This window comes from Andreprevotia chitinilytica DSM 18519 (assembly GCF_000711875.1).
GTDB lineage: Bacteria > Pseudomonadota > Gammaproteobacteria > Burkholderiales > Chitinibacteraceae > Andreprevotia > Andreprevotia chitinilytica.
On the sequence record NZ_JONM01000042.1, the window covers coordinates 1 to 13,072 of the forward strand.

Below are 13,072 nucleotides of genomic sequence, written 5' to 3' on the forward strand. Positions count from 1 at the left end.
CCAGTTGAAGCTGCATCGCTGTGGAAGAAAGGTGGGGAGTGTCGCGACGACGATCATGATAGGGATGATGATCGCGACCAGGATCGAGATCACGACAGGGATCATGACCGGGACCACCACCATACGCCGACCCCGACCGCACACCCGACGCCCAAGCCCAGTGTGACACCGGCTCCCGCGCCGACGCCGGTCCCATCGAAGACACCAATTCCAAGCCCAACACCGACGTCTTCGTCGGTGCCATCACCTATACCAAGTCCTACACCACCCTCGTCGCCCGTACCGTCACCTGTACCAAGCCCGTCGCCGGTACCGTCCTCCGTGCCAAGTCCGACGCCGACGGCTTCACCGATACCGTCGCGGGTTCCGAGCCCAACACCGACGTCTTCGCCTGTGCCGTCCCCCGTGCCGAGCCCAACACCGACCTCATCGCCGGTACCGTCGCGTATTCCAAGCCCGACGCCGACCTCGTCGCCAGTACCGTCGCCGGTTCCAAGCCCGACACCGACCTCGTCGCCAGTACCATCGCCGGCACCGACACCAACGCCCACCCCCGTTGTTATCGTTCCGACACACGTTCCCATCGTCAGCGCTTTTTACAGCTACGACATTTTGGGCCGGCTAATCACCATCATGGACGGCAATGGCTTCCAGACGACGTTTACCTATGACGCCAACGGCAACCGCCTGACCAAGACCGATGCGTTTGGTCACGTGACGAAATATGCTTATGACGCCTTGAATCGTCTCAGCCAGCAAACCAATCCGGCCGGCGACGTCACCACTTTCAGCTACGATGCCAACAATCATCTGGTCAGCGTCACTGACCCGAAAGGCTTCACCACCAGCTACACCTACGATGGCTTCGACAACCTGCTCAAGTTGGTCAGCCCGGATAGCGGCACGACGAATTACGTCAACGACGCTGCCGGCAATACCACCCAAAAGACCGACGCTCGCGGCAAAACTACGCAATACCAGTACGATAGTCAGAACCGCATAATCAACATCAACTACGGCGACCAGACGCAGACCTTTAGCTATGACACCGCCGCCAACGGTGTCGGCAAGTTGGGCAGCTTCACCGATGCGGATGGCAGCACCAGTTACAGCTACGACGCCCAAGGGCACACGACCCAAGTCAGCCGTACGGCTAACGTAGGTGGCAACGCTCTCACGCAAACCGTGGGCTACAGCTGGTTGTCGGGTAATCGCATCCAGACTATCACCTACCCGTCTGGCCTGACCGTGACCTATGGCTGGAACAAGGCCACCCTCACCAGCGTGACGGTGAACGGCCAGCCGCTCGCCAGTAACATCGTCTGGTCTGCCAGTATCGGTGCACAAGGTTGGTCGTGGGCCAATGGGCAAACGTGGGCTAGAGCCGCCGACAACATCGGCCGCATTGCCGGCCTGAAACTCGGCGATGCCATTCGCGTGAATAGCTATGACAACGTCGGTAATGTCAGCACCATTAGTGACACTGCGTACAGCACGTTGAACCAGAACTTCCGTTACGACGTATTGGATCAGCTCTTGGTCGGCAACGTCGACGGAGTCACCTTTTATTACGGCTATGACAAGAACGGCAATCGCGATTACGCCAGCAACGGCCGCAGCGCGACCTATTTCCAATACGACCCGGCCAGCAACAAGCTACTCAACACCACCGGCAACAACGGTGCAACGTACCAATACGATGCGGTGGGCAATCAAACCCAAGCCGGCAACATGATCAGCACGTACAACAACGCTGATCGGTTGAGCCAAGTGCAAGTTGGCTCCGCCATCACGCTATACAGCTACAACGCCCTCGGCCAACGCGTCCAAAAAACCAACGCCAACGGCACCATCCGCTTTGTGTACGATGAAGCTGGCCACCTGCTGGGCGAGTACGACGCCACCGGCAAGGCGATTCAGGAAATGGTGTGGCTGGGTGATCTGCCGATTGCCGCAGTTCGGCCGACCGCCGATCCGGCCAATCCGAAGATCTACTACGTGTGGGCAGACCAGCTCGGCACGCCGCGCCAAGTCACTGATCCGGTCAGCAATGCCGTGGTGTGGCGCTGGGATGGCGAAGCGTTTGGCAACAGTCTGCCGAACCAAGATCCAGCCAATACCGGCACGTCGTTTATTTATAACCTACGCTTCCCCGGCCAGTACTACGATGCCGAGACGGGACACAACTACAACTTGAATCGGGACTACGATCCGCAGAATGGTCGTTATCTCACAAGCGATCCGCTTGGACTTGCCGGGGGGAGTTTTTCAACCTATGCCTATGTTGGAAATAGGCCCACCGGCACAGTTGATCCTTCCGGGTTGTTTTCGGTGTCACCGGCAACGCTTGAAAAAGCAGCAGAAAGAGCTGTTGCTGCAGAGGTGGTAGGGCTGGGGCCAGAAGACCCTGCCGCAGATGTTGCCGCTATTGCGGCGATTGCCACTACGATTATGATGTCTTCTGACTCAACGGGCCAAAGCGCGAGCACAAAAAATTGCCCGCCAAATAATGACAAATGCAAGGATTTGCAGCAAAGAATAAGAGATATCGCGGGAAAATTGCGATCGAAATTGGTTCAACTGAACAAAGACCCTTACAACCTTTTTGTCCGGGCGCATTCAGTGAACCCCGGTGGAGACTTGGAGGGTAAAGGAACCTACATGGGGCACGTTACCCAAATTAATGGGCTTAAGAAGGGGCTTGCCGATAAAATTAAAGAAGCCAGAGATTTGGGTTGTGAAATTCCATCAGATCTTCTGCAGCTCCTTGAGTAACTTGGCGTAGATATGGTTTGCCTTTTTGTGGTGTTGCGAGGGTGGAAATGCTTATTTCTGAAGAAACGATAAGTATCATTCGCAAAGTGTTGTGCGATAGATTTGGTTTTGATTCAAGTTCTTTGAATTTTGAAATACAAGATGATTTTCAATTTCTTTTGATTTCTGTTGTTGGCATCTATACGAAGGGCGAAAAAATGCCTGTAAGTCTGAAAGATGTAGCAATGTATTTGAACGAGACAATGCCTCAAAGGCAAGGTGACTATACTTGGATGGTTACGTTAGGTTGGGGGGACGAAGTGGCAGAGAGCTATTTTGGGGGTGACTCGGACTCCCCTGACTCGGGGCTTTAGTTCGGTAGGGATGTGAAAAAAATTATGAGGGCATTCATATCTTTTCTTTTTAAGGCGTCGGCCATTGGTTTGGCCGCATCGTTCCTTTGTTTATTTGTGCTTTCGTGGTTGGTTAATACAGGCGTCTCGCTCGGCTTTGCATGTTTTTTTGGATTTGTAAATATAATCTGCATGTTTATTTTGAAAAAGGTTGGGCGAGTAGAGGAAGTTGCATATCTGAGTAACGAAGTTAGAGATCATGATGTTCATGATCAACAAAACATGGTCAACGAAGAGTTTCATGATGGACATCACTGACGACGCTCGCCACGAGTCATGAGCCCATAGGACGCAACGAAAATGGCAAATTGGATGCCCATACAGTTAATGAGCACTATTTATAACTTGTATCGCGTTGATTATGGTTTCGGTTGTGTATTTTCTCTCGCAACGCAACGAGAAGATAACGAAGTAATGGCCGTATGCGCGGCGGATCGCAACCTTCCTTTAGCCATATAGCCGGGTCATATGACCCGCGCGGGCGATGCGTGAATTGCGTGCTGAATCTGCGAGTTACGCCCTGTGGCTAATCCGCAATACATGGCTGTGCCGCCAACATTGTAGGCGTAGTTGAAATGCAGTATTAATTTCAACCCGAACAGGATAGAAAAATGAGCAAATTTATTCGCTACTTCACATGTCTATTGTTTTTGTCTTCTTTCTCATCTGCTATTTATGCTGAGGAGCCGGATCTTCTAGGGAAGCTAGATGCCCATAATTTTGTAGAGCTCGGCTCCGTGTTGAATGGCCTTCAGAAGAATTTTGAAGCTGGCTACTCCTCGGAAACGGCGCTTCGCAATACGTATCGGCCGTTCTATAAACTTAGCGAGAAACAAGAATTGGCTTTGCGACAATGGGTAAAGGTCGCACCTACGTCGTATCCTGCGCATTTGGCTTTAGGTATTTTTCTGAAGAAAGCTGGACAGGACGCCCGGGGGCAGCGATATATATCGGAAACACCGAAAGAAAATATTGACGAAATGGAGCGCTTGTTTGCTTTGTCCAGAGCGGAATTTGGCATCTCCTTAGGTTTGACAAATAAACCATATTTAACGGTTTTTCATCTCTTGGATATATCTATAGCGGAGGGGGACGAAAAAACCACCGAGATGCTGCTGGCTCAAGCGAATAGAATTTTCCCTGGCAATCGACTGGCGCGAACCAGATATTTGGTTTCGCTAGAGCCCAGATGGGGTGGGTCATATTTGAAGATGAAACAATTCATCGCCGATACTAAGAAGCAAGGAGTTGATCAGGGAGGCATCTTGCAGTTAGAAGCCATTTTGTATCAAGATTTGGGACAGACAGCATGGGAAGCTGGGGATGACAAAGGGGCTACAATTAATTTTTTAGCTGCGCTTGATCGGGCAAAAAAAATTGGTGGTAGTTTTAGACAAGACTGGCTATACGAATCGATGATTCATGTGTGTTCGGGCACATCAGAATATCAAGAATATTGCCAAGAAATTAAGTAGTTAAAATTCTTTAAATGACGGATTCATTAACGACGGGGGCGGGGGTGAAGCCCGTAGGTTGGGCTAAATGAAATGCGGCCCAAGATTTGCCGCGCACATTGCAACTGACAGCATCATTGGGTTTCGCTACGCTTAGCTCAACCTACCGAGCTACAGCAAGTCAGGAGTAGGCAATGAAGGAATTGACACTTATTGGCGAAAGGGCGATCTGAAAGATTGTGACAATAACAACCAGAATGGCAAAGGTCATAGAGACAGAATCAAAAAACTGGAAGCCAAGTTGAAAATTCTGACCTCTGGCAGGAGATGAGGATCATGTCTAGGGACAAAATGTTAAGGGACTTGAACCACATTGGTGAGGGCTACTATGGGATCGAGTTGCATTGCCGTGAGGTAAGTCAGGGTTTTTGGATGGCACGTGCGGAAATTCGTCGAGCAGATTCCAACGAAATCGTAAGTGGCGTTCAACGGTCAGGCCGGTCTGACGAGTTGGCTTTGGATGCCGTTTGTAGCGAGCTGCCGGAGGTCATCCAAGCGCTTCCCAAGCCTCCCCACGAGTGGCATCGGCTTAAGGTTCGGAATTTATTGGTTGAGTATCGTCGTTTTAATGACGAAATTACCTCGATTCTTGTTGGCGCTAAGCAAAAATTGCAAACAGGGAGCATGTCTGAAGAAGACTTGCGGAAGGATTTTGAGGTTGTTCGCGAAAGGGCAATTTCTGGTGCGGTAGAAATTGTGCGAATGACAAATTTGCTTTCTGAGCCAGAGCTGCTTACCTTGGTTGAATCTCCTGCTGAGGTGTTTAATGATCTGTCGAATCCACGGAATTTGGACGACGTAGATACTCGCTTAAATCTGTTTAAGTTTATTTTCAATCCGTCCGATGCTGTGCGGGCTGCCCATAAAAGGCAATCCAGATAGGTCGAGTGACCTTATTGGTCAATTGCAGTGAACCAATGAGAGATGCCCGCCTTGACCGCAAAAACGGGCAAGGTGGGCATTGTCATTGTTGGTGCGCTCGATCATCAACGATGATAGTTTGGCAGGCACCGAGCTGGTCGACGATGCGGTCGGCTTCGTCGGCGAGGTGGATAAGAAACTCAGCAGCCGCGTCTTGAAGTTCGGCGTGCGCTTCACCATCACCGCCGGATCGGGTGTCGGCGGACGCGGACACACATTGTCCGCCTGCGGCACGGATGGGGACTGACAAGCGCAGAGTACCAGCCCGCAGGTCAGTAATAACGCGATCCCTTTGTTCGGTTTCATCTCTCAGTTGCTCCTGGTAACGATTGCCGATGCGCGCCATTTGGTCGGCGGCATCGTGTTCGAGCGCGCGGGCATGGGTTTGGGCATCGGCCAGCGCTTTGGCATTGGCGGTCTCCCGCTTCGCGTCGGTCACGTCCCGACGCGCATCGATCACATCGCGCCGCACCGATTCGTGCTGTTCGCCCTGCTCATAAAAAAAGGCCGCGAATGCGGCCACGAGTGCGGTGATGGCCAACCATCGCCAGTACCAGGGGATCGCGATCATGTCGGCGTTCTCCCCTCACATACCGCCCGTTCGGCCGCACGCCGTTTCACCAGGCCAGGTAGCTGCTTTCCCCCCGCCCAGACCCAGCGGCTTAGTTCGCCGCAGGCACCGACGTAATCGCCGGCATTGAGCTTGTGGGCGATGCCGGAGCCGCAGAACTTCCCCGCCCCGACGTTGAACACAAACGACACCAGTGCGGCACGCTGGCCGGTCGTGAGCGGCACATGCACGCACTGATCTACGCCGGCATTGGCGGCGATCAGGTCGGCCTGCAGCAAGGCCTGGCATTCGCTTGCGCTGGCTTCGGGCTGACCCAGCCGCACGTCCTTACCGGTGTGGCCATAGCAGCGGGTCGGGATCTGCACCGGGTCGAGATAGGTGGTGCGGCGCTCGCCCTCGAAGGGCATCACGAGGCTGGCCGCCAGGGCGAGCGCGGCCAGCACCCCGGCAGACAGGGATCGCGTCAGCTTATTCATCGTCGCGCTCCTCGGTGGCTTGGGTCGGGGCAGGACCGGGGCCGCGCCGATGTTTGCGGATCACCCACGCGATCTGCAGCACGATGTAGATGAACGTGGCGATCTGAATCAGATTGTTCATCGTCAACGACGCCAGCGCGGACAGGCCAAGCGTGAAGCTGGTTTTGGCGCCGATGAGGGCGGTGCTTTCTTCCTTCAACATGATTGCTCCGGGCATAAAAAAGCCCGCTCGCGGCGGGCATGGGGTGAAGAGGGAGGGGTTAGTACGGCCGCAGCTGGTCGCGCCCGAGGGGATCTGGGATTTTGCGCTTGGCTAGCGTGCTGACGTCGGTGTGGCTCTGACCGGCCTTGGCCACCGGCGCTATGCGGAACCACACCCGTTGGCAATCCCCGACCGGTGTCTCGACCAGCACCCCGGCCACATTCCGCAGTGCGCGCACCTGCGCCACCATCGGGATGTCGGTCAGGAATGGATTCGCTTCGTTCGTCATGTCATACCTGCTTTAGAAGTCGCCAGCCGTTGCCCCGGATCATGCCGTAGGGGTTCATCTGTAGCGGGTTGTTGGGGAGCGGATCGTTGAGCAGGATGGTGGTCGACCAGCTCATATAACCCTCTTGCGCGCATTGCTCGGCGATGTACTGGCGTAACTCGTCACCGGCCGGGCCGTTGTCGCAGTAGTTGAGCGCCAGCACGTCGAAGGTGTGCTTTCGTCTTAGGTTTTTGAGCTGCTGCTTGATGCCGTTATTGAAGGCCACACTGTCGGCATCCGTGATCTTCGAATACGTCCCGGTCGACCAGTTGTAGTCGACGAGGAAGCTCTCGAACATTACAAAGGCGCAGCTGCCGATGATCCGGTCGAGGATCGTAAACCCCCGGTTTGAGCAGAACAGCTTGGTCGGCCGCTCCGCCTTCAGGGCGTTGATCATCGTCGCGAACGCGGTCTGGAAGGGGTTACTCGGGTACACATCGACGGTGTCGACCGTATCCATGAACACGCCATCGCACTGCAGCCCCTTGCGGCTGTAGTGGATCACCAGTGGCGTTCCTACGACCGGAGCGGTCTGGCCGGCATCGACACCCGCGTTCGCATCCACCGTAAAGGTGCCGACGTCCTTGTCGTAGCTGTAATCGACATTGCGCTGGTAGGTGTACGTGCCGGCCACGTTGGTGATGGTCAGCGGTTCGCCATCATCAATCGGCCAATGCGTCACCCGGAACACCAGTTTGGTGTCACCGCCCGCCGTAGCGTGGCTTTGCAGCGTGATCGTCTCGGTGTGCGGTGCCGGTGGATCGAACACCATCGGAAACAGTGATTGGCTGATTTTTTGCTGCCAGCGCGGTGCGAGCGGGTTGATAAAGGACGAGCCCCAGATGCCGTTCTGATCCGGGTAGCTGGGCGTGGCCATGCTGAAATCCTGCCCCCAGCGCACCTCGCCCGGCGTGTACTGACTGCACTTCTGATTCACCGGGGCGTACTTCGGGCAAGCGGTGTTGGCGCACGCGGTCATCGCATCGCGGTGCCAATTGTTGGCCGAGGTATAACCGCCGCCGCAAACTCCCCCGGTCGATTGTTTGGCGTAACCGTCGCGGCTGTCGAGGGTGCACGCGCAGCTGCAGCGACCGGTGCCCGTAAAGTATTTGGCGTTGCCCACCGCGCAGGCTTTGCGGCCCTCGACGCGCTGCTGGTCGTGGCCGCATTCACTGGCCTCGCCGAAGCCATTGCCGCCCTTGTTGTAATAGCTGGCGTAGCCACCGGGACCGCCCGCATCGTCGAACCACGGGCCTTGCGGCGACTGGTCGTCGAACGGGTCGGTCTTGATGCCGTCTTCTTCGCCGAAGCTGATGTAGCCCAGCACGATCACGCCCTTGGCCTGCAGTTGCGCCACCTGCTGGCGCGTCATGGCCTTGGGTTCGATCACCACCAGATCATACTGGCTCAGGATGTCGAGTTGGCCAGCACCGTAATAGACGGCATAGGTCGGGAAGCGGGTGTACACCTGCGTCGCGGTGAGGCCGGCATTGCTGCGTGGAATGGCGAGGTCTTGCTGCGCACCGCTCTGTACATCCCACGCGATCTGCCCGGCCTGCAGGCGCGGATTGGCTGGAGCGAACGGCGGGATGTGCTGGAAGGTGTAGTGCAGCGGGATCTGTTCAGTCACCAGGCTGAACGTGGCCGACTTGCTGAACTTCACCTGCGTGAAGACGAACGGTTTCGCGGCCCCGTCGAGCGTCTTCAGTGTGATGGTCTTGCTGCCGGCCGGCAGGCCGGTGACGGTCACATCAGTGAGAAAACCGCCGCCAACCGCATCGGCACTGGTCAAGGTGGCGTAGCTGGTGGTGCCAACCAGCACCGACGCCCTACCCCAGCCGTATTCCTTCTGCAGCGTAACGACGAAGCTGGTGGCGTCGGTCTGAAACGTCACGGTCTTGCCGGTGCCACCGCTGAATGCACGCATTACATTGCCCGGTGTCGCGGTGTCTTTGGTCCAGCCGCTGCTAAAGGTCAGCGCGGCATTGGCCACGCCGAGCAGCACGTCACTGGTGAAGGTGGCCGTGCCGGCCGGGTCGTCGTAATAGCCCTGCAGCCCCACGGTATAGGTCGCGCTATCGGCTTCGGCGCTGGCATCGATCGCGTAGTGCAGCACGTACTTGGCGCCGGGCGCGAGGTCGCCCACCGGCAGCGGATTGGCGAAAGCGGTGCCGTTCTGCTGCTTGAGCTGTGCCGGCACGGTGACGGCGACGTTCTTGATCGTCTTGCCGCCGTTGTTATGCAAGGTCAGCGCGCCATCGTTCAGGCGGGTATCGATGCCGGCATGCCAGCCACTAAAGGCATAAGGCTGCAGCGTGTAGAAGCTACGCGACTTCACCGCCGCAATGCAAAACCACTTGTTCGCCGCGTTATCGACGACGATCTCCAGGGTGTGATTGCCGGCCGCCAGACCATCGGCGACCACGACGTCGACGTACTGCGTGCCATCGATGCCGGTGTAGCTGTCGGCGTTGCAATCGACCACATCGAGGGCGGCCACCAAGCCGAGCGTGCTCGGCACTTTGCCGTCGATGCGGATTTTGCCGGTGCCCCAGCTGCTGTTCAGTTGCACACGCAGGATGCAGGACGTGCCGGCAAAGGTCAGCGACGCCATACCCTGCGTGCAATACGCACGCGGTTCCTTGGCGCTGTCGGGCAAGGTGAGGTCGCCGGCATCGACCGACCACGCGCCATTACGCACGGTGCCGGTGTACGGATTGGTGAACGTGTCGGCCAAGGTGAAGGCGCTACGCGGGTAGTAGGTGTCGCGCAGGTTGAAGGGATCGAGGCCGATCCTTGGCGTGGCTGGGTAGAGCTGCAGATAGTCGCCAAGCGAGGGGAACGGGGGACGCATTTACACTCCGGTTGCGAGGAACTTGATGGCGGCATAGTTGCTGCCACCGGTATTCATGGCCGTAACGGCGGTGAGGCGTAGCCGCAAGGTGCTGGTCGGTGCACGCAACAAGGTGACCGGTGCGGCATCGATAAACGGGCCATCCAGCGGCGCGGTGGCATAGATCACCGTGTCGGCATCGAGCACGTGCTGGATGATCTCGATGCGGTAGCGGTCGGTCGGTGCGCTCGGCGCCATCGAGACGGCCGCAATGAGAATCGCGTCCTTATCCCACGCCCCACCGGCCAGGGGCCGCTCGGCAAACTCGCCGGCCGCCAGCACCGGGAAGCCGGTCAGGTTGGTCCACGCCAATGCTGCGCCGCCACCGCCGCCGCTGCCTTTGAGCGAATCCAGCCATTGCGCTTCGCTGCCGGTAAAACCGTGCAGCTGCGCCAGCTCGAAGGCGCTTTTACCGTTCAGGCCGTTGACGCCCGGCATACCCGGCAGCCCCGGAAAACCCCGTGGCCCGGTGTCGCCCTTTGGACCAGGCTGACCGGTTGCACCGGGCGGGCCAACCGTACCGGTGCCGTTCGCGGCGGCATCAGCCAGCGAACGCCAGGTCGGCACGGCCACCAACCGGTCGGCGATGTCCGTCACGGACACCGTGGGCGCGGTGCTGGTGAACACGGCCAGGATCTGCGCCAGCGCGGTCTGGAAGCGCCCGAAGAACGCCGCCAGCCGGGCGGTAAAGAAACCAACCGGGGTCGCATCAAAGTTGCGAATCACCTTGTAGGTCGCGTTGCTGCGTGTCAGACCTTCCCACGGTTCGACCAGTGCCAGGTGTTCATCATCGGTCACGGACTGGATCTCGCCCAGCACGTTGCCGAGCATGAAAATATCACCAGCCTTGAGCTGATCGGACCAGAACGTGCCGCTGCCGGTGACGAACACGTTACCGGCCTCGACCGAGACGGTGCCGACGCGATACCACGCTGCGTAGCTCATCCGTTTGCCCCGGTTGGGCGGGGCTGCAATACCCACGCCCCTTGCTTAAAAAACGCCTGCTGCTCGACCGTCTCGGGTGGCGGTGCCAGCGGCGTAACGTCGCCGCGTGTCGGGCTGATGGCGTCGTTTTCCTTAACGAGAATTTGCGAAATCAGCGCACCCGTGGCCGGGTCGAAGACATAGAGCGGAATGCGGGGGAGTTCCATGCTGGGCGGTGCCTCCTAGGTGACCTTGTAGAGCTTCCAGTTGATGGTGTTGACGACGATGTTGGTGATTTGCGCGGGCGTCGCCCCGGTGATGTTCAGCACCTGCACCGCGACATTGATGTAGACGCGGCCGGAGGCATTCCCCTGCACACCGGTGGTGGTGTAGAGCAGCGGCGCGTACACCAGCGTCGGCGAAATGGCGATGCGGTACTGCAGATCGAGCGCCGGGGAATGCGTGCCCTTGTTGGCCACGGCGGCGGCCACCAGCGAGAAATTCGGCGGCAGGCCATACATGGCGTCCGGGTCTTCATAACCGGTGTCGATCAGCATCGAATACGGCCCGGTTAGGGCATAGCTGGTATCGCCCTGGTTCTGCGCGCTGTGCCAGGCCCACGCCACCAGCGAGCCATTCCACGTGCCCGATGCCACCTGCATCGGCCGGCTGATCACCACGTTGTTGAAGTAGGCCCGGCCGTCTTCATACAGCACCACGTTGCCATTACCGGCCGACAGGAACGGCGCACCCTTCACGGCATCCAGATTGATGAAGCTGGTATTGGCGCTGTTGCGCAGCAGACCGGCCGTGACGATGCCGATGTTGGCCGAGATGGCAGACAGCCGTTGCACGCTCAAGGCATCGGCCGCGATGGAGCCGGTGACGATCAGGCCACCATTGATGCCCACGGCCGGCTGGCCGTTGACCGAGGTCACCACAAAGACCGCCGTACTGCTCGATCCATCCGGCAGGCTGATGCGGAAGGCATCGCACAAAAAGTCGATGGCCGCGCCCTGCTGGTTGGCCTGCAGCTTCATACCGGCGATCTTGCCGTTGGCGGTGACCTTGAGGATGTAGGTTGCATCCAGCCCGTCCAGGCTTTGCGCCAGCTGGGTGATGCTGGCCGACAGGTCGCCCACCTTGGTCTGCACCTGCTGCAGGGTCGACGCCTGCGCCGACTCGTGCGTGGTACGGGTGGTGGCTTCCTGAATGATCGCTGCATCGTTGGCCGCCACATGGCTGATCAGCGTGGTGAGGCTGGTGCTGATGGCCTCGATGTCATCGGCTTGCACCGATTGTTCGACCAGCAGGCCAGCCTGCACGTCATGGAGCAAGGCTTGCAGCAGCAAGCGCGCTTTGGCTTCGGCGTGCAGCTCATCCGCTTGCTGGCTGATCTGCTGCAGCGCCACCGCCACGCCGGACTGCGCGGAACGGGCCGTGCCCCCGGTGTGCTCGGCATCCAGAATGGCATCGCGTTGCGCTTCGGCGAGCTGGGTCATTTCGTCGCGCAAGCCATCCAGCCGGTCGCTGGCATCGAGCTGGTTCAGCAGCGCGGGCGTCAGCCGCTCCGGGCCGATCTTGCCCATGACCGCGACAATCTCATCCGGGTTGCTCGATGCTGCACCGGGGATGCCGTTGCCGGTCGGATACCAGTCCCCGACGTTGCCGCTCTTGTCGACCAGCCGCGCCCAGAACCAGACCGTTTTACCCAGCGGTGCGCCCAGCAGCGTGTGCGTGTTCTGCGGGTACGCGAAGTCGCCGAGCTTGATCGCATCGGCCCGATTGGCTGTCTGGCCGTACCAGAGTTCGGTGCGTTCGACATCGAGCGGCCCGGCCGGGAAAGTCCAATGCAGGCCGATGGCGAACACCTGCGGCGCAGCGGTCAGACTGGTGACCACCGGTGGCGGCGTGGTCTTGCCTTGCAGCGTGGTCGGCGCGCTCAGCGCCACTTGGGAAAACACCCCCAGCGCATTGCGTGCCCGCACCTGGGCGACGTAGGTGCCGGCATACACCCCCGGCAGATCGACGCCGAGCGAAGCGGTGGTGCCGGCGTTCATCCATTCGCCGTTATCC

The 13,072-nt window shown here is 58.2% G+C and carries 13 protein-coding genes; 4 read left to right on the forward strand and 9 right to left on the reverse strand.

From position 1 onward, the window contains the following. Window positions 1-101 precede the first annotated feature (101 nt). Window positions 102-584: a hypothetical protein gene (locus tag BR41_RS21055; protein ID WP_035061251.1), complete on the reverse strand. Its 483-nt coding sequence runs from the start codon at window positions 582-584 to the stop codon at window positions 102-104. 49 nt (window positions 585-633) lie between these two features. Between BR41_RS21055 and BR41_RS21060 the strand changes: the two genes are divergently transcribed. The 4 genes from BR41_RS21060 to BR41_RS21080 all read left to right on the forward strand — a co-directional run bounded on the left by BR41_RS21060 (window position 634) and on the right by BR41_RS21080 (window position 5,563). Continuing rightward, window positions 634-2,775, forward strand: coding sequence for an RHS repeat-associated core domain-containing protein (locus BR41_RS21060; protein ID WP_051711545.1), 2,142 nt, complete (start codon window positions 634-636; stop codon window positions 2,773-2,775). Window positions 2,776-2,822: 47 nt separating this feature from the next. Continuing rightward, entirely contained in the window at window positions 2,823-3,128 is a 306-nt protein-coding gene (locus BR41_RS21065; RefSeq protein WP_156970847.1) for a hypothetical protein, read from the forward strand. Between the two features lie 650 nt (window positions 3,129-3,778). Continuing rightward, on the forward strand, window positions 3,779-4,642 hold the full coding sequence (locus BR41_RS21075) for a hypothetical protein (protein ID WP_035061234.1): 864 nt from the start codon (window positions 3,779-3,781) through the stop codon (window positions 4,640-4,642). 315 nt (window positions 4,643-4,957) lie between these two features. Beyond that, window positions 4,958-5,563 carry a hypothetical protein gene (locus BR41_RS21080; protein WP_156970848.1) on the forward strand — a complete coding sequence of 202 codons (606 nt, stop codon included), beginning with the start codon at window positions 4,958-4,960 and terminating at the stop codon, window positions 5,561-5,563. Between the two features lie 82 nt (window positions 5,564-5,645). Here BR41_RS21080 and BR41_RS23310 read toward each other — a convergent pair whose 3' ends face one another. The 8 genes from BR41_RS23310 to BR41_RS21120 form a co-directional block, all read right to left on the reverse strand. Further along, complete coding sequence (locus tag BR41_RS23310) at window positions 5,646-6,173, reverse strand: lysis system i-spanin subunit Rz (protein ID WP_051711547.1); 528 nt, start codon at window positions 6,171-6,173, stop codon at window positions 5,646-5,648. Then, a complete protein-coding gene (locus tag BR41_RS21090; protein ID WP_035061240.1) occupies window positions 6,170-6,649 on the reverse strand; it encodes a lysozyme in 480 nt (159 codons plus the stop codon). Before BR41_RS21090 ends, BR41_RS23310 begins: the two co-directional genes overlap by 4 nt. Continuing rightward, window positions 6,642-6,851, reverse strand: a complete 210-nt coding sequence (locus BR41_RS21095) for a hypothetical protein (protein ID WP_035061243.1) — start codon at window positions 6,849-6,851, stop codon at window positions 6,642-6,644. The genes BR41_RS21090 and BR41_RS21095 overlap by 8 nt, the downstream gene beginning before the upstream one ends. Before the next feature lie 58 nt (window positions 6,852-6,909). Continuing rightward, window positions 6,910-7,140 (reverse strand): hypothetical protein, encoded by a 231-nt coding sequence (locus tag BR41_RS21100; RefSeq protein WP_035061246.1) that lies wholly within the window; start codon window positions 7,138-7,140, stop codon window positions 6,910-6,912. Between the two features lies 1 nt (window position 7,141). Beyond that, window positions 7,142-10,033: a hypothetical protein gene (locus BR41_RS21105; protein WP_035060627.1), complete on the reverse strand. Its 2,892-nt coding sequence runs from the start codon at window positions 10,031-10,033 to the stop codon at window positions 7,142-7,144. Next, on the reverse strand, window positions 10,034-11,017 hold the full coding sequence (locus BR41_RS23315; RefSeq protein ID WP_051711442.1) for a collagen-like triple helix repeat-containing protein: 984 nt from the start codon (window positions 11,015-11,017) through the stop codon (window positions 10,034-10,036). Next, window positions 11,014-11,223 carry a hypothetical protein gene (locus BR41_RS21115; protein WP_035060626.1) on the reverse strand — a complete coding sequence of 70 codons (210 nt, stop codon included), beginning with the start codon at window positions 11,221-11,223 and terminating at the stop codon, window positions 11,014-11,016. Before BR41_RS21115 ends, BR41_RS23315 begins: the two co-directional genes overlap by 4 nt. 15 nt (window positions 11,224-11,238) lie before the next feature. Next, the coding region (locus BR41_RS21120) for a phage tail protein (RefSeq protein ID WP_211251827.1) at window positions 11,239-13,072 on the reverse strand (1,834 nt) is incomplete at its 5' end.

Coding starts and splice junctions, on each gene's coding strand:
- BR41_RS21100 (WP_035061246.1), bottom strand. CDS start 7,140: ATGACGAACGAAGCGAATCCATTCCTGACCGACATCCCGATGGTGGCG.
- BR41_RS21060 (WP_051711545.1), top strand. CDS start 634: ATGGACGGCAATGGCTTCCAGACGACGTTTACCTATGACGCCAACGGC.
- BR41_RS21075 (WP_035061234.1), top strand. CDS start 3,779: ATGAGCAAATTTATTCGCTACTTCACATGTCTATTGTTTTTGTCTTCT.
- BR41_RS21090 (WP_035061240.1), bottom strand. CDS start 6,649: ATGAATAAGCTGACGCGATCCCTGTCTGCCGGGGTGCTGGCCGCGCTC.
- BR41_RS21095 (WP_035061243.1), bottom strand. CDS start 6,851: ATGTTGAAGGAAGAAAGCACCGCCCTCATCGGCGCCAAAACCAGCTTC.
- BR41_RS21065 (WP_156970847.1), top strand. CDS start 2,823: ATGCTTATTTCTGAAGAAACGATAAGTATCATTCGCAAAGTGTTGTGC.
- BR41_RS21105 (WP_035060627.1), bottom strand. CDS start 10,033: ATGCGTCCCCCGTTCCCCTCGCTTGGCGACTATCTGCAGCTCTACCCA.
- BR41_RS23315 (WP_051711442.1), bottom strand. CDS start 11,017: ATGAGCTACGCAGCGTGGTATCGCGTCGGCACCGTCTCGGTCGAGGCC.
- BR41_RS21080 (WP_156970848.1), top strand. CDS start 4,958: ATGTCTAGGGACAAAATGTTAAGGGACTTGAACCACATTGGTGAGGGC.
- BR41_RS23310 (WP_051711547.1), bottom strand. CDS start 6,173: ATGATCGCGATCCCCTGGTACTGGCGATGGTTGGCCATCACCGCACTC.
- BR41_RS21055 (WP_035061251.1), bottom strand. CDS start 584: ATGGGAACGTGTGTCGGAACGATAACAACGGGGGTGGGCGTTGGTGTC.
- BR41_RS21115 (WP_035060626.1), bottom strand. CDS start 11,223: ATGGAACTCCCCCGCATTCCGCTCTATGTCTTCGACCCGGCCACGGGT.